The organism is Enterococcus sp. C57, from assembly GCF_040887305.1.
GTDB lineage: Bacteria > Bacillota > Bacilli > Lactobacillales > Enterococcaceae > Enterococcus_B > Enterococcus_B hirae.
Genome location: NZ_JBFOFP010000007.1, coordinates 120,322 through 143,220 on the forward strand (window position 1 = coordinate 120,322; position 22,899 = coordinate 143,220).

Here is a 22,899-nt window from a genome sequence, read left to right on the forward strand (position 1 = left end):
TAGGCAAGTGGCTTTTTGTTGTACGTATAGGACTACTGAACCAAATGATTTTCATTTTTCAGATGTTCCATAAAATCAACTAATTTTTTTATACTTCTTCGGCTAAGGATCAAGGCATCATCGTTTTTAAACACAATTTCATTGTTCTTTTTATCTACTAATTTGATATTAGCTGGATTGATGGAGTAACTCTTCAAATCATTGAAAAAATGAAAGTTTTGAAACGTTTGTTTTAGTTCTTCAATTTTTCCATGAATCAAAAAAAATTCTGTTTGACAGAAAAATTCAATGGTCGAACGAGAACCTGTGATCTTACTTAAGTAATTGACTTCTTTAGGGTCGATTAAATAGATTTTAGAAAGTGATTCGATTTTAATGAGTTTACTTTGTCCTTGTGGCAAATTCGAATGGTTGAACAATAATTCTTCCAAGCCATTTACAGCTTCCGTGATGTCTTTTTTACTATAATATTTATCTGCTCGAATATTTTGATTGATAATCTCCATTCCTTTAGTTGTGTCATTCGTCAAAAACAGGATGTAACAAGAATGATTTCTTTGACGAATTTTTTTGCTAAAATCAATCCCAGAATGAAAACGGTTCAATTCAATATCAACAATAAAAATATCTGAGTCTTGGATAGGCATAAAATCAAGGTCAGCATAGAATTTTTCTAATTGAGAAGGCAAGGGGATGGTTAACGAAATTGCTGCTAAATTAGCACTACGATTATATTGTTTACGAAATTCTTCTTGATGGAATACATTATCTTCAATATAGTACACTTTCACACACATCACCTCCAACTTTCAATCGTTCTTAGTATAGCAAGAATCAATGTGTGGATAAAGAGAATAAAAGAATAAATTATTAGACTTTTTTTATTTAATATTTAAATAATTGAAAGGAAATATAGATGTTGAAGTAAAATATGAACGAAAGAGTCAGAGAGAAAACGGTTATTTTGAAAGTCTAAAAATCATCTGGAAATAGTCTACAGACAAAAGCTGGGATACCTTTTTTAAAAGTTGAACCAATGCGTACGGTTTTGTTCGTAAAAAGAAAGAACATCCTATATTAGTTGGTCATATGAAGAAAAGCAAGAATGAGAAAAGAGAAAAATTAATTGAAATAGCCGTTACAAGAAAACGCTTTTATGTTAAGGTAGATACGTAAAATAGTACATTGGTTAGGGAGGGTATTCAATTGACAAGGGAAGAAAAAATATATGATGTAGCATCCCAGATCATTTATGTAGTCGTGAACAATCTTTTTTTTATTGTTGTAAATTTACCGCTGTTTAGTTACCTTTATTTGATGATTTATCAAGGAGTTACTTTATATCTAATCTTAATGGGTCTCTTTATGATTCTGTTTGCTATTTCATTGATCGCACTATTTGAATCGCTGTATCAGTTTATTATTAAGAAACAGGAAAGCAATCTCCGATTTTTTTGGCGGAGCATCGCTAAGGCATGTTCTTGGGATAGTTTACCTGTCTATTTGCTCATCAGTTTGATTGCTTCAATAGGATTTCTCTTTTTTATGGTTGAACTTTCTCCAATTTTTTCTATATTTGTCATTATCTATGCTATTTTAGCGGTCTACGGGATGTTGATCCTTCCTTTTGCTATCATGGAAACGATCCTTTTCCAAAACACCTTTTTAAAAACGTTGTTGAATGCGATGATTTTATCTTTCCAGAAATGGCAATTACAGCTTTTTACGATTGCCTATCTGTTATTTGTTCTTTTATTGTTTCCACGCTCGCCAGCTATCTTCTTTTTTGTCGGTTTTAGTGGCTACTGCTACTTGTTTTTAACTTTTTATGCACCATTTTTACAAACTCGGATAGCGAGTATTAAGGGATTGGATCAGAGAAATGACTAAAAGCATAACGAGGATTAAACATAACCTTTTGAAACACGCTTTTAATCGTTACATGTTGTGGATGAGCGTTAGTTTATTAGTGTTATTCTTTATTATTTATCTCATCACAGTTTCTTTCCATCAAAAAAGAGATGAAAATCTAAAGGAAATCAACTTAAATTTTTATACAGAAATTATGATGATGAAAAATGCAACAGATAATATGTTGGCGCTTTTGTATGCGGAACAACCTGATTTGGAAGATTTGAGGCAAATTACTAATTTATCACTCGCGGAATACTATGAATACAAAACGACTACTTACATGAAACATGCCGGTTCAAAGTATAATGGAACCCAAAATTTTGTTAATCAGTCCTTTAAAATGAATGATTATTTGTCAACTGTAGTTATTTATCATGCGCAAACGAAACGTAGCGTAGTCTTTCAAAAAGATCAGACAACCACGATGAAAAAAGTGGATAAATTTCATCTAGCAGACCCAAACGATATCGAAAAAACAAAAAAGCAAATTTTTAAGATAAATAAGAATAGAAATCTGATTGGATTTCACAAAGAATTACATAAAGAAACAGATTTAAGTTACGCAGCAGATGTCTATTTTTATTATGATATTTCTCCATTATTTGAAAAGATTCATTATCAAGTGTTAAGAAACAACGGCAATATTCAAGTTTTCTACAAAAACAACCCTATTCCACCGGAGATAAAATCAAAATATGTTCTAGACCAACGTCAAGCAGAACATTACGTGGTTACAGCCACGACAAAGTATGCCAATGTTTTTACAGAATATTCTTTGATCTATACTGTCTACTCTTTTTTTGCCATCCTTGTGTTTTTAGGTTTTTTCCCATTTCTATTTCAGTATTTGCAAAAAATAGAGGGAAGACTCTCTCAACTAACTCAAAAAATTACCAAAGTAAAAACAGGGAATTTTGACCCTGAAAAGTTCGCTCAATCAGACGACTATAAAAGTGATGATGCGATTTCTTTGATCTCTTCTAGTATTGATGAATTAGCGTATCAGTTAAATGACCAGATTCATCAAGTTTATAAAAGTAAGATTAAACAAAAGGATTATCAGATCCAAAGTATTCGGTCTCAGATCAATCCACACTTTCTTTACAATACGTTAGAAGCAATTCGAATGAAAGCAGAACTAAATGAAGATCACGCAGTGGCAGGAATGCTCTTAAATGCTGCAACATTATACCGTAAATTGATCAAGGGGAAAGATGTCATTTGTTTAGCGGAAGAACTGGAATATTGTGATGCTTATCTTAGTCTTTTTGAAATACGTTTTGAAGATGCACTATTTTATGATATCGTTTGTGATCCAAGTCTTGAATCTTTGCTGATTGAGAAATTTACGATCCAACCAATCATCGAAAATTTTATTCATCACGGGATTGATTCGCAACGCCAAGATAACTTCATCGAGATCCATTGTTTTGAAAAGGATGATCGGTTATACATTGAAGTAGTAAATAACGGAAAGCCAATTCCAAAAGTAGAAAAACAAAGAATCCAAAAACAACTTGCTCAAAACAGTCATGATCTGGAGATGACTGCTTCTACTGGCTTATTTGGGGTAGATTATCGAATCAAACAACGCTTTGGTCATCAGTATGGCGTAACATTTACTACGCAAGAAGATTATGTGAAATTTCAAATCACCATGCCTAAAAAAAGAGGAGGGGAGATCGTGTGAATGTTTTACTAGTTGATGATGAACCGTTAATCACAGAAGGAATTGAGAAACTGCTAAAAAAAACAACCGGTAACACAAAAAATTTCACGACATTTAAAACAACTTCCGGTATTGAAGCATTGAAAATCCTAAATGAGGTAGCTATTGATATTTTATTAACAGATATCAGAATGCCTGATATTGATGGATTGGCACTTGCTAAAAAGGCACGTTGTGTACAAAAACAAATAAAAATCATCTTTATCAGTAGTTATGATGATTTTAGTTATCTGAAACAAGCCATTCTCATTGGAAGCAGTGATTATCTTTTAAAACCAGTCGATCCTATTGAGTTAGCCACTACTTTTGGGAAGTTGACAAGAGAAATAAAAGAAGAAAAACTCTTTCAGCATTTGAAGAACAATCAACAGATTGATGTGTTTCGTGTCAATTTGTTGCGGAAATTGCTGCATCAAGAAATTTCGTCAACGGAATTAGCAAAATGGCAGGACATCCTTGAACCAATCACGGATTGGCAAAATTATACCATCACTTACCTAGAAGGTGCTTTTTATAATGATAAACTTTTTGAACGTGTTTCTGAGCAGTTATCGGTATTATTCGTCCAACCTTATAGCCTTTTATTGGAACCGAATAAACTTCTTTTGTTTTTTTCTCCTAAAGAAGAACAACATTATCGGTTAAGTATTCAATATTTATGTGAGACATTTGATTTATTTGCGGTCATCGGTAGTGGCTGCCATTCATTAATTGAGATCACGCATTCTTATCGAAGTATTGAACCATTTATGGAAAGTAAAAATATTTTGGAAAACCCATTAGTCATTGATCTATTTCCTAAAACTACATTGATCAACGAATACCAACTAACGCAGAAAATTTATTTTAAAAGTTTAGCTTATCTTGAAAACCAATCGATTGAAGCATTCCAACAATTAGCTATTGCCAATATTGATCAATGGAAAGACCATCCGATTCAGTCGTTAGTATGTCATTACTTGCTGATCGCACTTCACAAAGGGATTGCTACTCTGGAAAAACAAGAACAAGCTTATCAAGAGTTACAACCATTGATCTACGCATTAAAGACAGCAGACAAATCAGTTTTTAAGAAAAAGATAGGTACGATCTGTTCAAAACTGACTGAAATAAGTTGTACCACAAAAAGTCATTCTCCAGTGATTGACCAAATCTTATATCTAGTCAATCAGGATTTCACGAAACGCTACTCTTTAAAATCATTAGCTGAGCGATTTCATATGAATCCAGCCTATCTTGGACAGCTTTTTTTAAAAGAATTGAATATGAGTTTTAGTGAATATGATAAAAAAATTCGTATGAGAGAAGCCAATCAGCGAATCAAAGAGAGTACGGAAAGAATTACTGTGATCGCAAAAGCCTTAGGATATGATGATATCAGTTTATTTTATCGTCATTATAAAAAAGAATACGGAATAACCCCCAATAAAGCACGCAAGTTCGAAAATGAAAGAGAGCCGTTGAACCTAAAATGAAAAATCATTCTTTTATCATTTTTTATGACTAATAAAGGCGTAGCAAAACCAATAATGAAATCATGAATCATTTTTCGAGAAGAGTGATATTCCAGACTCTTCTTTTTTGTGTCTTTATTACATACAAAAAATATTGTCTATAATTTTGCCAATAAATCTATAAAATCGCAAATTGAGAAAGCGCTTTATTTACTTTATGATAAACGTAGATAAGGAGTTGAACAGGATGGAAGAAAAATTAGCAGCAACATTTGTCAAAAAGAAGCAGGAAAATCGTGTGTTAAAAACATTTAAAAAAAACCGACCTTTATTTTTCCTTTCTTTACCAGGAATCATTTGGTTTGCGATATTTTCCTATTTTCCACTTTTTGCGATTTTAGTGGCGTTTAAAGATTTTCGATTAAGTGGTAATTTTTTTGAGAGTTTTATGAAGAGTGATTGGGTCGCTTTTAAAAACTTTGAATTTATTTTTAAAAGTGGGAATGCTAGCCTGATTATTCGCAACACGGTTGGTTATAATGTGCTGTTCATTGTTATGGGAATCATCGTGCCATTGATCCTTGCATTATTGTTAAATGAAATTTTCAGTAAGCGACTATCAAAATTGTATCAAAGTGTCATGTTTATTCCTTACTTTCTTTCGATGGTCGTTGTCAGTTATATCGTATTTGCATTTTTGGACCCGACAAATGGGTTTATCAATCAGTTTTTGATAAGTATTGGGAAAGAGCCGATCCAATTTTATATGCAAGCAAAGTATTGGCCTTATATTTTAGTCGTTGTACAAATGTGGAAAACGATGGGCTACAATATGATTATTTTTTTAGCCGCAATATGCGGGTTTGATAAATCTTATTACGAAGCAGCTAATCTTGATGGAGCAACAAAATTCCAACAAATCTGGTATGTCACGATTCCTATGTTGAAACCGGTGATCATTATGTTGACGATTTTAGCAGTAGGGGGGATCTTTCGGACAGACTTCGGATTGTTTTATCAAGTGCCAAAAGATTCAGGGGCGCTTATCAATGTGACACAAACCATTGACACTTATATCTATCGCGGATTGTCGTCTATGGGAGATATCGGTTTATCGGCTGCTGGTGGACTGTTGCAGTCAGTAGTTGGCTTCTTTTTAGTGTTAGGAACCAACATGATCGTCAAAAAAATCGATAAAACACAAGGAATCTTTTAAGGGAGGAAAAAGAGTGGAAGCAAAAAAAACACTAGGTGAATCTTTGAACCGATTTGGACGAATCAGTAAAAAAAATAACCTTTTGATTAGTCTGGGTTTAGGGATATTGACCTTTTTAACTGCTGTTCCTTTTATTTTAGTTTGTATTATCGCCTTTACTGATTCAGAATCGATCCAACGAAACGGGTACCGACTGCTACCTGAAAAATGGAGCCTAGCAGCGTTTCAAGCAATTTTTGAAGAAGGAGCGATTTTTTCCGCTTTCGGTACAACGATTTTCATTACGATCATTGGGACCGTCATCGGTGTGTTTTTAATGTCGACCTTTGCGTATACCCTTTCTCGAAAGACTTACGCTTATCGAGGGTTTTTATCAAGGTATTCTTTGATACCCATGTTGTTTAGCGGTGGGATGATTGGTAATTACATTGTGGTTGTGAATGTTTTAGGGTTGAGGAACTCTATCTGGGCATTGATTTTACCTTTGTGTATGTCCACATTTTCAATCATGGTTTTGAAAACGTTTTATCAAATGTCTGTCCCAGAAGCATTGATTGAATCAGCATATATCGATGGTGCCAGTGAGTGGTTGATTTATTTTAAAATCGTACTTCCGTTATCGTTACCAGGTATCGCAACCATTGCCTTATTTTTAACCTTAGGCTATTGGAATGATTGGTTTTCAGCATTACTTTATACCGATAATAATCAATTGGTACCGTTACAGTATTTGTTGATGAAGATGGAGAATAATATTGAATTTATTGCAAACAATGCTGGAAAAATGGGGATGACCCAAACCGGTGCTTTACCCACTGAAACGATCAAAATGGCGGTGGTAGTAGTAGCTACTTTACCGATCTTGATTGCATATCCTTTTTTTCAAAAATATTTTATTGGTGGTTTAACTGTTGGCGCAGTGAAAGAATAGTATAGGAGGAAAAATAATGAAAAAATTTGTATTGCTAGGAGCTGCATTATTAGCAGGAGGTCTTTTAACAGGATGTTCAAGTAACAAAACCAGTAATGCGAGTGAGTCTGGTACGGTGGATCTTACTTGGTACATAACGGGTATTCCACAAAAAGATGTGGCAAAAGTGAATGAGGCGGTCAATAAGTATACAAAGGACAAATATAATGTCACAGTGTCTCTTAATCAAATTGACTGGGGTGAATATGACCAAAAGATGAGCGCACTGGTCAATGCCGGAGAAAGCTTTGATCTCGCATTTACTGCTTCTTGGCTAGGAGGATTTAATTATTTAACCAATGCTCGAAAGGGCGCATTGTACGATATCACAGAATTACTTGATAATGAAAACCAAGGATTAAAAGCTGAAATCTACGAGAATTTTTGGAAAGGTTCCACCATTGATGGAAAGATATATGGGGTACCAGCGCAAAAAGAAATCGCTGCTACGGAATATTTTGTCTTCAATAAAGAACTAGTTGATAAATATGATGTTCCGTATGAATCAATCAAAACCTATGATGAACTTGAACCATGGCTCAAAACGATCAAGGAAAAAGAAGGAATCAATCCTTGGTACATGTCTGAAGGTTACCGAAACCCTTATAAATTCGATGAATTATCAACATCCGTTGGGATCAACCTTGAAGGAGATGAAGGGAAGATCGTCAATTATTATTTTGAGAAACCATACGTTGAACGGGTTGAAAAAGTGAGAGATTTTATGAAAAAAGGCTATGTGAATAAAGATGCAGCACTGGCAAAACAAACCGATATTGTTGGGAAAGAATGGTTTGTTACTTCAACCGTGATGGGACCACTTGATACAGCAACAGTCAAAGACCAAGTGAAAAAAGATGTAGTGGTAACGCCTATGGTAGATTCAATTGTGACGAATGCTTCAGCAATGGGTGGCGGTACGGTGATCAGTGCGAACTCGAAACATCCAAAAGAAGCGATGAAGCTATTAGAAGCTGTGAATACCGACGAAAAATTGATGAATCTCTTATCCTATGGTATTGAAGGAACACATTATGAAAAAACTGGGGAGAAGACAATCAAATGGTTAGATGCTCATAGTAATTATACGATGCCATTTTATATGTTTGGGAATTACTTCAATCTTTATCACCAAGAAGGTGCGCCAACAGACGAATGGGAAGTGTTGAAATCTTATAATGAGCAAGCAGAAGCATCCCCAGCACTTGGATTCAACTTTGACACGAAAGCTGTGACAACGCAACTTGCTGCTTTGAATAACGTACAAGAAGAATTTAAAGCATTGATCAACACTGGCTCAGTTGAAACACAAGAGAATTTGAATAATATGAAGAAAAAAATGAATGCGGCTGGACTAGATGAAATTATCACGGAAATGCAAACACAATATGATAGTTGGAAAAAAGAACAAAAATAATACAGATAGTACAAGCCAGGAGCTCAATTTTTTTAGTTGTTTCCTGGCTTTTCACTAGAAAAGAGGAATAGTGTGAAAAAATTACTAGAATTTGAACGTGTGCAACGAATCATCATAGAGTTAAAAAAGAACATGATCAAAACTGCGATACCTGTTGAGAATTTAGTTTTTCATTCTGAAACGGGGACAAAAGAATTTGAAAGAGGTGCTTATTTTGGCGAAAAAAATCAGTACTATACAATTGCAGGAGAACTCTGTTTACCAAATGAATTTCAAAATCAAACAGTCGATTTAGCAATCTTTTCTTCACTAACTGAATGGGATTCAACGACAAACCCTCAAATAAAAGTGTATTTTGATGATCAGCTGATCCAAGGGTTAGATGTTAACCATACGACTTTGCGGTTACCCAAAGAATATGCCTCAAGAGATCGGATTCCATTGCAAATCGAGGTTTTTTCAGGTCGGGAGGAAAAAAAATATCCTTTGACGGTTGAGCTAAGGTTGATCGATCCTTTGACTTATGAACTCTATTACGATTTGTTCGTGATATTGGATAGTTGGCGATCGCTAAACGAGCATGACTCGAATTATATCTATTATGAAAGAGAATTAGGACAAGTAGTTGATCAATTGAATTTTTATAAACCTTATAGCTCAGAATATTATCAAGGATTAATGAAAGCAAAAGAACACTTAGAACGTGCATTTTATCAAACAGGCTTAGTAAAAAATGCTCCTCGTGCCTTAGTTGTTGGTCATACACATATCGATTTGGCTTGGTTATGGACAGTGATGCAGGCGGTTGAAAAGGGAGAACGTAGTTTTTCGACTGTATTGAAATTAATGGAGGAATATGATGAACTGACTTTCATTCAGAGTCAACCACAAATGTATCAATTGATCAAAGATACCTATCCGCTACTATATGAGAAAATCAAAGAAAAAATTGTTGCAGGCAAGTGGATTCCAGAAGGGGCTATGTGGGTAGAAGCAGATTGTAATCTTGCTTCAGGTGAATCATTGGTCCGTCAATTTCTTTATGGGAAACAATTTATACGCGAAGAGTTTGGTCAAGAAAGTCAAATTTTGTGGTTACCAGATGTTTTTGGTTATTCTGCAGCTTTACCGCAAATTTTGAAAAAAACAAACACGCCCTATTTCATGACAACAAAACTTTCTTGGAATCAATTCAATCAGATTCCTTATGACAGCTTTTTTTGGCAAGGAATCGATGGTAGCCGAGCGCTAACTCATTTTATTACGACAATCAGTGACGGTTATAGCCCGACACCTTACTATACGACTTACAATGGACTACTCGATCCTTATACGGTGAAAGGAAGTTGGGAACGCTACTTAGATAAGGATGTCAATGACAGTATTTTGATCGCTTACGGTTATGGAGACGGTGGTGGAGGACCAACACGAGACATGTTGGAAACGTTGAAGCGTATGAAAAAAGGTTTGCCGAGTATGCCCCAAGTCATTGAAAGCACAGCGATTGATTTTTTTGAAGAACTCTCAGAAAAAATGACCAAACATCAGGAAAAAGAGTGGCTCGGAGAACTGTATTTTGAATACCATCGAGGAACATACACCTCAATCGGGAAAAACAAGCGCAACAATCGATTTGGTGAAACGTTATTACAGACAGTTGAAAAATTATATAGTATCTTTGCCCGAGAAAAATATCCAGCTGAAATGTTGGAAAAATCATGGAAACAATTATTGTTAAATCAATTCCATGATATTCTTCCAGGAAGCGGAATCAAAGAAGTTTATGATCAGACAGATATTGATTATCACGAACTTTTCACTGAAATGAACCAATTAATTGACACAGTGTTGCCAAGTCACGATGCAGGACAGTTTCTTTATCTGTTCAACCCTAGCGGAGTAAGTGAACAAGTCATCGTTCCATTACCACTGGAGTCAGGAGAATGTCTGGAACATCAAGGTCAGTCGATTGTCAGCCAAAAAACGTATGATGGACAATTCTTAGGACGATTCGATCATTTACCTGCTCTCGGTGGGAGTTATTACACTATTGTAAAATCAGATCGTGAAGTCACGACTAAAACGGAAACCACTCCTTTAACTAAGCAATACGAGACACAAGACTTTAGTCTTTTATTCGACGAACACTATCGTATGATCAGTGCATTCGATAAAAAGAACCAACGAGAAATCGCTGGTAAGAAAGCAGTGAACGAACTACTGGTTTACGAAGATCTGCCTTTAAATTATGATGCATGGGACATTGATTTTTACTATAAAAATAAACCAACAATCATTACCGATATTCAAGAAGCATTGATTGTTGATCAAGGTCCGATTCGGGATACGTTGAAAATCGTTAGAAAGTTTTATGATTCGACTATTACGCAATACATCCATTTGATTCACGGAAAAGCACGAATCGATTTTGAAACGAAGGTTGATTGGCAGCAAAATCATAGTCTCCTTCGAGCGGAGTTTCCAGTGCCTGTCAAGCGACTTATGATATCCAGTTTGGCAATCTACAACGACCGGCGCATAAAAATACTTCGTGGGACAAAGCAAAGTTTGAAGTATGTGGACATAAATGGGTCGATTTATCCGATGATGGCTATGGGATTTCATTATTGACAGATTCAAAGTATGGCTTTGATGCTCAATACCAACATTTAGGAGTCTCATTGATCAAATCCGCCACAGATCCTTATGAAACAGCAGATCAAGGCAATCATCAGTTCACCTACTCGCTTTATTGCCATGCTCAAACGTGGAAGGAAGCGAAGACCCAAGAAGAAGCTCGTCAATTAAATATCCCTTGTTTGGCTGTTCGTCAAGAACAGAAAACTTTACCAGAAGGTTCGTGGGTGAACTGTCAAGAACGAAACATTTGTCTGGAAACCTTAAAGAAAGCTGAAACGGATGGATCCATCATTATGCGGGCTTATGAATTTGAAAATCGCCAAACAACAACGGTCTTAAAATTTTCTCAGCCAATTCAACATGTACAGATTTGCGATCTATTAGAAAATCCGATTGAAACAGTCGCTTTAGACAGTGAGCATGAGGTAACAGTGGTGTTCAAACCTTACGAGATCCATACCTTCAAAATCCAATTAAAGGAGCAGAACGATGGGTGATTTGCAAAAATTGTTGCAAAAAATGACACTAAAAGAAAAAGTTGGACAATTGAATCAACGATTGTATGGCTGGCAAGTCTACGAAAAAAAAGACGGAAAGCTTTTTTTGACGGACTATTTCAAAAATGAAGTGAAAAAATATGGCACGGTCGGTGTCATTTATGGGGTATTTCGTGCCGATCCTTGGTCTGAAAGAAATGAGCTGACTGGATTAACAACCAGTGAGGCACAAGAAGTCAGTCAGATGATCCAACAATACATGAAAAAAGAGACCCGTTTAAAAATACCGGTCTTATTATCCGAAGAATGTCCTCATGGGCATCAAGCCTTAGAAGCCACCACTTTGCCAACGAATTTTTCAGTGGGATGTAGTTGGAATCCAGAACTTTACCAACAATTGCAAGAAGTCGTGGCTGCTGAGTTACAGGAAAAAGGGGCTCATCTTGGACTGATTTCGACTTTAGATCTATTAAGAGATCCACGCTGGGGCAGAACAGAAGAATGTTTTAGTGAAGATCCGTATCTAACAGCAGCCTTTACCCAAGCAGCTGTAACTGGTTTACAAAAAGAACAAAAAATTAAAGCTGTGTTAAAACATTTGGCTGGTCAAGGAAACGTCATGGGAGGACATAATTCTGGTCCAGTGGCAATCGGAGAGCGTGAGTTAAGGGAAATCCATTTACCCGCCATTCGAGCAGGAATTAAAGCTGGCGCAAAAGGCTGTATGGCAGCGTATAACGATATTGATGGTGTGTTTTGTCACACGAATCCCCATTTGTTACAAGAAATTTTACGAGAAGAATACGGGTTTTCTGGAATCGTCATGGCCGATGGTTGTGCATTAGATCGAGTGGCAGAAACTTGTGGCGATCCATCAATGGCTGCAGCCAAAGCCATCTCTAGTGGAGTTGATCTTAGCTTATGGGACGAGGTGTTTCCTTATCTAGAACAAGCAGTGGCTATTGGGCTGGTAAGTGAAGAAGTGATTGATCGTTCTGTTTTAAGAATTCTTGAGTTGAAAAGCGAATTAGGTCTTTTCTCTAGCCAAAGTTCACCGAAAGTTTCTTTTACTTCGGCACAAAAAGAAACGTTGTGTACAGCTTTGGCAGAAGACAGTCTAGTATTGTTGAAAAATGACAATATATTACCTTTGAAAAAAGAGAAATTAAATCAAATTGGAGTTGTAGGACCTCATGCGAATAATATCTATCATCTATTAGGTGATTACACGCCTTTTAAAAAAATAGCATCATGTTGCAATCTATTGCAGGGGATCGAAGAGCACACGGCAAATTCAACTACCCAATTGGCTTTTGCTCAAGGCTGTCAGATCACAACTGATCTACCTCAAGGACTAGACGAAGCAAATCAAGTAGCTGAAAATGCAGATGTCATTGTCGTGACTTTAGGTGGGTCCAGTGCCAGAGATTTTTCAACGGCTTTTGCTAAAAATGGCGCTGCATTACAGGGATCACAAGAAATGACTAGTGGGGAAAATATTGACCTAGCCTCGATCGAACTACCGGAATGCCAAATTAAACTAGTCAAGGAATTAGCAAAACATGGAAAACCAGTCATTGCCGTTTTGATTGAAGGCCGACCTCATAGTATCTCAGCGATTGAACCACATGTTTCAGCGATTCTTTTCGCTGGCTATCCAGGACAATACGGAGGAAAAGCGATCGCGAATGTTCTTTTTGGGAAAAATCCGAATGGTAGATTAGCGTTTACGATTCCCGAGCATTCAGGTCAATTACCCGTTTATTATAACTATCGAAATACTCAATTTAAAGAAACGTATACCGATTATCCTGAAAAGCCAATCTATCGTTTTGGCTATGGCTTAAGCTATACATCGTTTGAATTGACCGATGTACTCTTTACCGATCATCAAGATCATTCGATTAAGGTTTCTTGTCGATTGAAAAACACAGGTAATCATAGTGGAGCAGAGACGATTCAAATTTACGGGAAAAAACAACAAGGTTTTATTCCCCCACGAGAAAAAGAATTGCTGGTATTTAAAAAAGTACATCTAACCCCATTGGAAGAACGAATGATTGAAATTATCCTAACAAAAGAACAGTTATACTATTTAGATGAAACGTTTAAAGAAGTATTGCCAAGAGAAGTTCATTTGACAGTTGAAACAGTTACCTTTAAACAAAGTATTCAATTATTTAGAAAGGTTGATGATCATGAAAAAAGCACATGGTGTATCCGCAGTTGAACAGGAAAACGAAGACCGTAAGCTGCGAAAAGACATTGTCGAAAACCATCAAAGCGAAACAGATCATTACCAGGAGTTACCCGCTAATATCCAAAAAAAACTCGATTGGTTTCAAGATCAAAAACTGGGAGTGATCTTTCATTGGGGGCTGTATAGTATTCCCGGTATTGTAGAGTCTTGGCAATTGTCACAAGAAGACAGCTGGGCAAGAAAAATACCTTGGCGCACGAACATGGTCGAATTACGAGAAGATTATTGGGGGTTGATCCATAGTTTCAATCCTTATAAGTTTGAACCAACTAAGTGGGCAGAGCTGTGCCGACAAGCTGGTTTTCGCTACATGATTTTTACAACAAAACATCATGACGGCTTTACAATGTATGATACAAAGTATTCGGATTATAAAGTAACTGCAGCGACATGTCCCTACCATAAAGCGCCTCAAGCAGATATTTTTAAGGCAGTTGTCACCGCTTTTAGAAAGGAAGGACTAGCGACAGGTGCTTATTATTCAAAACCAGATTGGCATAGCTCTTATTATTGGTTGCCAGAAAGAGAAGCGACTGGGCGATACGCAAATTATGACCCAAAAGAGTTGCCTGAAGTCTGGCAGAAATATGATCGGTTTGTTACGAATCAACTCACTGAAATTAGCCAAAATTATGGCCAACTTGATATCTTATGGTTAGATGGAGGCTGGGTGAATCAGGGCAATGAACAACTCGATATGGAAAGAATAGCGAGTGAAGTCAGGCATTCTCAGCCAGATCTCTTGATTGTCGATCGAACCATTGGCGGGGCCTATGAGAACTATGTGACACCAGAAAGAAAAATACCTGAACAACCACCAGTCAAAGTATGGGAAAGCAATATCCCATTAACCAAAAATTGGGGCTATTGGCCAAATGATGAATATAAAGAAGTAGCAGAAGTTATTCTATCATTCGTCCAGATCGTTGCAAAAGGAGGAAATCTACTACTAGGAATCGGACCTAAACCAAATGGAGAGTTACCTACAGAAGCGGTAGCGATTTTAGAAAGACTAGGCGATTGGTTGGAAAAATATGGCGAAGGAATCTATGAGACAAGAGCAGTACCGTTTGATTCCCCTGAAGGCTGGTATGTGACCCAGAAAAATGGCGATTATTACTTTTTTTATAAAGAAAACGCTTCATCTTTATTGCTGTCTGAGGTAGGATTGGATTATAGAAACTTTACCATTCAAGAACTGTCTGAAAAAAATCAGGTAATGGGATCAGAAACTTTAGTACCAGGAAAAACGATAGAGGGCATTGGTTGTTGGCAACTAATGGCAGAATAAGGAGTGGATGCTACTTGATGAATGAATCAAACAAGCCAATATCTGTTACAAAAGCACCTTCTTTAAAAGAGCGTGGCGTGATTTTAGATATTGGACGTAAATTTTATTCAATGGATTTTCTGAAAAAACTTGTAGACTACATGGCTTCATTGAAAATGAATGCTTTGCAACTTCACTTTTCTGATAATGAAGGATTTCGGTTGGAATGCGAAACAATTCCAGAAATCACATCAGAGAAATTTTTGACGAAACAGGAAATGACGGATTTGATTGATTATGCGGAGCAAAAGGGGATTTCTGTGATTCCAGAGTTTGATAGTCCTGGTCATTTGCAACGGTTGTTGGCAATCTATCCACAATGGCAAATGGAGCGAGAAGGCGAAGATTCTTTGATTTTTCCGACTAATCGAGCCCTTGATATCACCAAAAAAGATGCGGTCGCCATGATCAAAAAGATGATAAAAGAATATGCAGAGTTATTTCATCGTTCCGATTATTTCCATTTAGGGGCTGACGAATACATTGAATTTTCAGAGTTGGATAAATATCCGGCACTAAAAGCACAAGCAATCGCTAAATACCACGATCCAACCCGTCAGTATGATGTTTTCATCGACTACATCAATGAGTTAGCAGACTATGTCGAAACATTAGGTAAAAAAGCTAGAATTTGGAATGATGGTGTCTATAAAAAAGGACTGCTCATGAAAAGTAAATTAAAACCTTCTATTCAAATTACGTATTGGACAAAACATCAAGCAACAATGGCGACTGCGGGGGAATTTCTCACTCGTGACCATCAATTGATCAATGTCAACGATCAATTTTTCTATTTTGTTTTAGGAGAAGGTGCCAGTTATAAGTATCCTACAGCTCAAAAAATTCAAGACAACTGGACGATTGATCAATTTCCTGAAAATCAACGATTAACAAACGAACAAATGAAAAAAGTACAAGGTGCCTATTTTGCTATCTGGAGTGACTACCCTGATGCTTTGACTGAAGAGGAAGTCTTAACAATGATTAAAGAACCATTAGCTGCACAACAGCAAATCATCTGGCACGAAACAATATGAACAATCAGTGATCAAAGAGGTGAATCTATAGTTGATGTTGTCTTCAATAATTGATCCTGGTGTTTCTTAAAAGTTGTCCAAACAAAAAAGCCGAAGATTTCAAAAATTGTTTCTTTTTTGACATTCTTCGGCTTTTTTAGATCTAGAAATTGTTACCAGGTTCTTAACTATCTAATCAATAATAAGATCTGGTTAGAACGATTCTCGTACCAAAAGGCATCAACGCTAATTTAGCTAATTTAAACGACTGTTTACCAAATGGAATACCAATGATCGTAATATAGAGTATAAGACCACTAATCACGTGGGCAATCGCTAATGGGAGTCCACTGATAATCAACCAGATGATATTGATAATTAAAGAAGTCCCACTATCGCTATAAATCACTTCTTTACCAAATGGGAAAAAGCTAAGAGTTGCCAGCTTAAAACATTGTAACCCGATTGGAATACCAATGATCGTTATACACCAAATGACTCCTGCTAAAAACCAACCAATCCCACCGATACAGCCTCCAAAAATAAACCAAATCAAGTTTCCTAACATTCTCATTTTAACACCTACTAAATTTTTTCCCATTATACCATGTAATGGTTCTTAGAGTTCCTTTATTAAAGTTATTTAATTATGTGTTTTTTGTTTTGAATAAATGTTTTTTAATATTAATTATATATAAAAATAGTTATTTAATGGTGAACTAAGAACAGAAAGAATGTGAATGGCAAAGTGAGTTTGCTTAATTATCTTAATAAAGAAAAGTGATTGACTTATGCATCTTTTAGATATATCATTCTTGTATCTAAAAGATAGATAAGGAGGAAGAAACATGATGAATGAACTGTTTGTTCTAGGAGAATTGATGGAATCACCACAAAATGGTTATCACTTAAGAAATGCAATGCAGGCTTCTTTAGGCAAAAATCGCAAAGTCAGTTTTGGTGTTTTATACCCATTGTTAGACAAGTTGGCAAAAAATGGCTTAATCACTATTACTGTTAATGAAGAAGGCCGTACACAAAAGACTGCCAGTATTACTGATAAAGGACGTCAACGATTTTTTGAATTAATGAAACAAGATGTTCCCAGTGGCGCTCATACAGAAGAAATTTATTTAATCAAACTCGATTCGATGCAACATCTCTCATTAGACGAACAAAAAGAATTATTAATGGTCTACATACGTGAAAAACAAATCACGGTTGACGAAATCAAGGGCTATTTAAAAAAATTAGACGAAGTAAAAAAAATTGATCATTGGTATGCGACTAAAAAATTAGAATTATTACTTGGAAAAGCCCAGTTAGCAATCCAGTGGGCAGAAGATTTTTTATCAGAACTACCTTATAGGGAAGAATAGACTTGATCAATAGAACAAGACGTGACAGTCCTTATCAACGGAGCGCTTTTTAAAACGTCATAAAAAAGCAACGATACTGTAACTTTTTATTAGTTACAGTCTCTTTTATACAAAAAAATATATATCTAAAAGATATATTAAGGATGATATTTGGAGGAAGAACATGTCTCAACAAATCAAAATTGCCTTAGTAATGGCAATGAGTTTATTTATGGAAATATTAGATGGTACGATTGTTACAACAGCTTTACCCAAAATGGCGACCACTTTTTCAACAAGTATGTCACAAATCTCACTTTTAATCAGTGCGTATTTAGTCACAGTGGCGATTTTTATCCCAATGAGTGGTTGGTTAGCCAATTATTTTGGTAAGAAAAAAATCTTGCTTCTGGCTGTTTTCCTATTCACCATTAGTTCATTAGGAAGCGCCCTTGCGCCTAGTTTTGGGGTTCTTTTAGGAATGCGAATGTTACAAGGTTTCTCTGGAGCGTTGATGACACCTACTGCACGATTGATCGTTTTTGAAAAAACGCCAGTCGACCAACTATTAAAAATGACGAGTTATCTTGTTTGGCCAGCATTAATCGCACCTGCGATCGCTCCTATAATGGGTGGAGCAATCATTACCTATTTAAGTTGGCATTGGATTTTTTTGTTCAATTTGCCAATCGGTATGTCGATCTTGATTCTAGGATATTCATTGATTCCGTCAGACCATGACCTGATCAAAAATAAATTTGATTGGCTCGGTTTTTTGGAAATGGCAACGGCATCCACCTTACTGGTAGTCGGTGCAGAATTATCTTCACGAGACGGTCTTTCATTTGAGATAGCAGGAATTGTGTGTATCGTGAGTGGAATAATATTTCTTTTGTTCACATATCAACATTTAAATAAAGTCGAACACCCCTTATTTTCATTAAAGGCTCTTTCAAAGACTTCTTTTAGAATTGGCCAAACCAGTGGGGCAATCCTATGGTTATCTGTCGGAGCGATGCCATACTTGTTGACGATCTATTTACAAAATATTTTTCATTGGTCAGCAGTCGTTGCAGGAAGTTATGTTATTTTCATTTTTATTGGAAATATTGGGATCAAACCCTTCACGACATCGATTATTCGCTCACTTAACTACAAAGGGGCGTTGATTGCGTCATTCTTAATGATTTTGAGTAGTTCTTTCTGTTTAGTTTTCATTGAATCAACCACGTTTCCAGCGATTATTATGTTACTAGCTTTTGCTTCAGGAATCGGACGCTCGCTCGCACTCACAGCGTTTATGGGATTAAGTTTATCAGAAATTCCACCACAAGAACGCAATAGCGCCAATACATTGAATACAGTTGTCCAATCTTTAGCTCAAGGGTTAGGCGTATCATTTATTACATTGGTGATCCATTTATTGGAAATCCAATTGTCGATCCCACTGGCTTATAGCTTAGGTTTTGCGGTTTTAGGAGCGCTAATGCTTCTGCCAATCATTGAAATCCTAAAAATTCCAAAAACAATGGGTATAGCAACAATTAAAAAGTAAATCTAAAATAGTAGACAGGTAGACTTATTGAAGAAAGATTTGAACTAAACGTACTTTACAATCAAAAAACTATTCAAAAATTAGCCCTTCGCTGACTTGATTGAGCGAGGGGCTAGTTTATGTATTGTTTTATAGAAAAATAGCATCTATTAGTAAGTGAATCATTGTTTTAGCAGCATTATGTATAAGAACAAAGCTTATCTTTCAAAATTTTTCTGAGCTATTTGTAGGTTTTTTAATGATGCTTCTTTCATAGCTCAACGCCAATGGTTTTTCCGATACTGTGCGGGACTGATACCTGTACTTTTTTTGAAAACTTGAGTTAAATAGGATTGGGAGGTATAACTAAGCATTTCTGAAATTTCTGCAATGGAAAAATTAGAAGATAGCAATAGTTCTTTGACGTTTTCCAAACGAATAGTGTTCCAATATTTGATCGGTGAAATCCCATAATCTTTTTTGAATTGATGGCTTAAATAATATTTACTCATATGGAACTGTTTAGCCAAATCTTCTAACGAGGGATCTTCTTTAAAATTGACATCGATATAATGTTTGATAAGAACAGTACTCTTAAGATTAATCTCTGGGATTTCAGTAGCGATCATTAATTGGTTCTCTCGTTGTAAGATCAGTAAAAACGATGAGATGAGATTTTTGATGATTTGATCATGATGTTCATAATTTTGGGTATGTTCTTCAAAACACTTGTAAAAATAAAAAGGGTATTCACGTTTTGTATCTTGAATGACTAAATAGGGGAGAGTGAAGTGCGTCTTATTTTTTACGGTAAACCCGCTTAACCCAATGACAAAGTATTCCATTGGCGTATCATATTTAGACAGTTCGGTATGTTCAGCATTCGGTGCGATGTAAATCAAGTCAGTTTCGGACACTTCGACTTCTTCCTCACCAATGATAAATAATCCTTTACCACTTGTGATATAAAATAATTCAGCAAAAGGATGTGCATGTTTAAAGTGAAGCCAATTGCTATTGTTACGTTCTGAACGATGGACATACATAATTTCTAAATTATTTTGTTGGATCAAATCTAGATTTTGCACTGTCATAAAAAGTCTACTCCTTTTTTTGGTTTTATAAATATTGAAGAAAAAGACAATATTTATAAAAATAATAGCAAAAAAACAAAATACAACCGCTTACATTCCATTTATAATCAAATTATATTAAAAATGTGGGGGGAACACAAATGAAAAAAGGTATGGTAACTTCGCTAATTTTTTTAAGTACACTAACACTAGGGTTAACAGCATGTGGAAAATCAAACAAAAGCAACGTTGATGGGGAAGAAGTAAATGGGAAAACGAATCAAGAATTAACGATTGCAGCATTAGAAGGCGGCTATGGTCGTGAGATGTATAGCGAAGTTATTTCGGCATTTGAAAAAGCCAATCCAGGAGTAAAAGTAAATTTGACAATCAGTAAAAGCTTAGAAGATGAAATCACACCCAATATGAAAGCTGGGAAATTTCCAGATTTAGTAGTATTAGGCCAAGGACGTTCAGCGGGATTAACTGAATCGTTGATCAAAGATAACGCTTTGGAAGATGTAACAGATGTATTAGAAATGACGGTACCTACTGAAGACGTCAAAGTAAAAGACAAATTGATTGATGGCATTGTCGGCAATCTGAATACCAATCCATATGGGGACGATCAAACTTATTTAATGCCAATGTATTACGCTCCTACTGGATTAGTGTATGACCAAAACTTGTTAAGTCAAAACAATTGGGAAGTACCTACAACGTTTGAGGAATTATTTAAACTTGGGGATGAAGCTAAGAAGAAAGACATCAATCTCTTTACTTATCCAACCGCAGGTTACATGGATTCTTATTTCTTTTCTATCCTAGCAGGTGTGGGCGGAACAGACTTTTATAACGATGTGATGACTTATAAAAAAGATATTTGGAAAACAGAAAAGGCCACAGAAGTTTTAAAATATACGGAAAAATTATTGACACAATATACTGATAAAGCGACTGTTGGACATGCAAATGAGCAAGATTTTACTAAAAATCAACAATCGATTTTAGATGATAAAAATATGTTTATGCCAAATGGTACGTGGATTGTTGGCGAAATGGCAGATGCCCCTCGCGCAGATGGCTTTACTTGGGGGCTGATGCCACTACCTTCAGTAGAAGAAGGAGGTAAGCGTTACTTGACAACATCAGTCGAATCCGTTTGGGTACCTAAAGAAGGAAAGAATACAGATTTAGCTAAACAGTTCATGGCCTATCTTTACTCTGATGAAGCTGCCAAAATTTTCTTAGAATCAAATGCTATCCAACCAATTAAAGGGATTGAAGAGAAAATTGAAGGAGAAACTAAAGCATTTTACGAAATCTATCAACAAGAGGATGTGGAAGCTTTGGTTGGTGGTTTTGCGAGTACAAAACCAGTAGAAGGTGTGAACATCAAGGAAATTCTATTTGATTCAGCAAACAGTATCATCTCTGGTGATAAAACATTGAAACAATGGCAAAGTGAATTGAATGAAGCAAGTGAAAAATTGCGGGCTACGAAAGACTGATTTGCGAGGAAAACAAGGGTCAGGTAAAAAATGCCTGACCCTATATTAAAAGGAGGAAAAGGAAGTGGAACGAAAGAAACCTTCTCGTAAAAGAAACAATACGATCTTTGTCACCTTGTGTGTGATGCCTGCTTTGATCGCATATATAGTCTTTATGATTATTCCAACGTTTAATATTTTTCAAATGTCTTTATTCAAATGGAGTGGTTTTTCGGCGGTCAAACAATTTGTGGGGCTAGATAATTTCAACATTTTATTGAGAGACAACAATTTTATTCGAGCTTTTCAAAATACCGTGTTATTACTAGTAATCGTTACTGCGATCACCATGGCATTCGCTCTTTTATTAGCAACGATTATGTCTGGTCATCAGCTTAAAGGCAAGTCGATTTATCGATTTATCATTTATATACCGAATATTTTATCTATCGTTGTAATTGCAGCGATCTTTTCCGCTATTTATGATCAGAACCATGGGTTACTCAATAGTATTTTAGGTCTTTTTCACCTCGATCATTGGAAACAGATGTGGTTAGGAGACCAGAAAATCATTATCTACAGTATTGCTATAGCAATGGTTTGGCAATCCGTTGGTTATTATATGGTCATGTATGCAGCAAGTATGGCTAGTATTCCAACAAGTCTTTACGAATCGGCTGCTTTAGATGGAGCACCACCCTTTAAGCAATTTTTTGAAATTACTCTCCCTTTGATCTGGCAAAACGTTCGGAACACATTGACTTTTTATATTATCAGCTCGATCAACTTAAGTTTTGTATTGGTTAAAGCAATGACTGGTGGTGGTCCCGATGGCTCATCAGAAGTTTTATTAAGTTATATGTACAAACAAGCCTATACTAATTCTTCTTATGGGTATGGTATGGCGATAGGTGTTGTGATCTTCTTATTTTCATTCATTCTTTCTTTGATTGTAAGTAAAATTACAGATCGCGACGTTTTGCAATATTAAAGATGAGAGG

Annotated in this window: 17 protein-coding genes and 1 pseudogene; 15 read left to right on the forward strand and 3 right to left on the reverse strand. The window is 35.9% G+C overall.

Going from position 1 to position 22,899, the window contains the following annotated elements; genetic code table 11:
• Nucleotides 1-32: 32 nt before the first annotated feature.
• Nucleotides 33-797 carry a LytTR family transcriptional regulator DNA-binding domain-containing protein gene (locus tag AB5M32_RS09880; protein WP_202606086.1) on the reverse strand — a complete coding sequence of 255 codons (765 nt, stop codon included), beginning with the start codon at nucleotides 795-797 and terminating at the stop codon, nucleotides 33-35.
• Between the two features lie 409 nt (nucleotides 798-1,206).
• On the opposite strand from AB5M32_RS09880, the gene AB5M32_RS09885 reads away from it, so the two are divergent.
• From AB5M32_RS09885 to AB5M32_RS09935, 11 genes and pseudogenes are all read left to right on the forward strand, one after another.
• Nucleotides 1,207-1,890, forward strand: a complete 684-nt coding sequence (locus AB5M32_RS09885) for a hypothetical protein (RefSeq protein WP_063627239.1) — start codon at nucleotides 1,207-1,209, stop codon at nucleotides 1,888-1,890.
• A complete protein-coding gene (locus tag AB5M32_RS09890; RefSeq protein ID WP_178286081.1) occupies nucleotides 1,883-3,604 on the forward strand; it encodes a sensor histidine kinase in 1,722 nt (573 codons plus the stop codon). Before AB5M32_RS09885 ends, AB5M32_RS09890 begins: the two co-directional genes overlap by 8 nt.
• The gene (locus tag AB5M32_RS09895; protein WP_010737757.1) at nucleotides 3,601-5,118 is read left to right on the forward strand and encodes a response regulator; all 1,518 of its coding nucleotides are present in this window, start codon (nucleotides 3,601-3,603) and stop codon (nucleotides 5,116-5,118) included. The genes AB5M32_RS09890 and AB5M32_RS09895 overlap by 4 nt, the downstream gene beginning before the upstream one ends.
• A gap of 226 nt (nucleotides 5,119-5,344) precedes the next feature.
• Nucleotides 5,345-6,313 (forward strand): sugar ABC transporter permease, encoded by a 969-nt coding sequence (locus AB5M32_RS09900; protein ID WP_010718906.1) that lies wholly within the window; start codon nucleotides 5,345-5,347, stop codon nucleotides 6,311-6,313.
• Between the two features lie 13 nt (nucleotides 6,314-6,326).
• The gene (locus AB5M32_RS09905) at nucleotides 6,327-7,244 is read left to right on the forward strand and encodes a carbohydrate ABC transporter permease (RefSeq protein WP_010737756.1); all 918 of its coding nucleotides are present in this window, start codon (nucleotides 6,327-6,329) and stop codon (nucleotides 7,242-7,244) included.
• Nucleotides 7,245-7,260: 16 nt separating this feature from the next.
• Nucleotides 7,261-8,700 carry an ABC transporter substrate-binding protein gene (locus tag AB5M32_RS09910; RefSeq protein ID WP_034866998.1) on the forward strand — a complete coding sequence of 480 codons (1,440 nt, stop codon included), beginning with the start codon at nucleotides 7,261-7,263 and terminating at the stop codon, nucleotides 8,698-8,700.
• Between the two features lie 795 nt (nucleotides 8,701-9,495).
• Nucleotides 9,496-11,345, forward strand: a pseudogene (locus AB5M32_RS09915) (alpha-mannosidase); the annotation flags it as partial.
• Between the two features lie 288 nt (nucleotides 11,346-11,633).
• Nucleotides 11,634-11,837 carry a glycosyl hydrolase-related protein gene (locus tag AB5M32_RS09920; protein WP_368024452.1) on the forward strand — a complete coding sequence of 68 codons (204 nt, stop codon included), beginning with the start codon at nucleotides 11,634-11,636 and terminating at the stop codon, nucleotides 11,835-11,837.
• Complete coding sequence (locus AB5M32_RS09925) at nucleotides 11,830-14,067, forward strand: glycoside hydrolase family 3 N-terminal domain-containing protein (RefSeq protein WP_063627233.1); 2,238 nt, start codon at nucleotides 11,830-11,832, stop codon at nucleotides 14,065-14,067. The genes AB5M32_RS09920 and AB5M32_RS09925 overlap by 8 nt, the downstream gene beginning before the upstream one ends.
• Nucleotides 14,036-15,388, forward strand: coding sequence for an alpha-L-fucosidase (locus AB5M32_RS09930; RefSeq protein WP_063627232.1), 1,353 nt, complete (start codon nucleotides 14,036-14,038; stop codon nucleotides 15,386-15,388). The genes AB5M32_RS09925 and AB5M32_RS09930 overlap by 32 nt, the downstream gene beginning before the upstream one ends.
• Before the next feature lie 17 nt (nucleotides 15,389-15,405).
• Nucleotides 15,406-16,464 carry a family 20 glycosylhydrolase gene (locus AB5M32_RS09935; RefSeq protein ID WP_251849160.1) on the forward strand — a complete coding sequence of 353 codons (1,059 nt, stop codon included), beginning with the start codon at nucleotides 15,406-15,408 and terminating at the stop codon, nucleotides 16,462-16,464.
• Between the two features lie 175 nt (nucleotides 16,465-16,639).
• Here AB5M32_RS09935 and AB5M32_RS09940 read toward each other — a convergent pair whose 3' ends face one another.
• A complete protein-coding gene (locus tag AB5M32_RS09940; RefSeq protein WP_010718913.1) occupies nucleotides 16,640-17,017 on the reverse strand; it encodes a YccF domain-containing protein in 378 nt (125 codons plus the stop codon).
• Nucleotides 17,018-17,291: 274 nt separating this feature from the next.
• Between AB5M32_RS09940 and AB5M32_RS09945 the strand changes: the two genes are divergently transcribed.
• Together AB5M32_RS09945 and AB5M32_RS09950 are read left to right on the forward strand one after the other, a co-directional pair.
• A complete protein-coding gene (locus AB5M32_RS09945; RefSeq protein ID WP_010718914.1) occupies nucleotides 17,292-17,822 on the forward strand; it encodes a PadR family transcriptional regulator in 531 nt (176 codons plus the stop codon).
• A gap of 163 nt (nucleotides 17,823-17,985) precedes the next feature.
• Entirely contained in the window at nucleotides 17,986-19,356 is a 1,371-nt protein-coding gene (locus AB5M32_RS09950) for an MFS transporter (protein ID WP_368024431.1), read from the forward strand.
• A 257-nt stretch (nucleotides 19,357-19,613) separates the two neighbouring features.
• Here AB5M32_RS09950 and AB5M32_RS09955 read toward each other — a convergent pair whose 3' ends face one another.
• Complete coding sequence (locus AB5M32_RS09955; protein ID WP_178286087.1) at nucleotides 19,614-20,429, reverse strand: AraC family transcriptional regulator; 816 nt, start codon at nucleotides 20,427-20,429, stop codon at nucleotides 19,614-19,616.
• A gap of 140 nt (nucleotides 20,430-20,569) precedes the next feature.
• On the opposite strand from AB5M32_RS09955, the gene AB5M32_RS09960 reads away from it, so the two are divergent.
• A complete protein-coding gene (locus AB5M32_RS09960) occupies nucleotides 20,570-21,919 on the forward strand; it encodes a carbohydrate ABC transporter substrate-binding protein (RefSeq protein ID WP_178286089.1) in 1,350 nt (449 codons plus the stop codon).
• A gap of 64 nt (nucleotides 21,920-21,983) precedes the next feature.
• Nucleotides 21,984-22,889 carry a carbohydrate ABC transporter permease gene (locus AB5M32_RS09965; RefSeq protein WP_240274102.1) on the forward strand — a complete coding sequence of 302 codons (906 nt, stop codon included), beginning with the start codon at nucleotides 21,984-21,986 and terminating at the stop codon, nucleotides 22,887-22,889.
• Nucleotides 22,890-22,899: the final 10 nt, after the last annotated feature.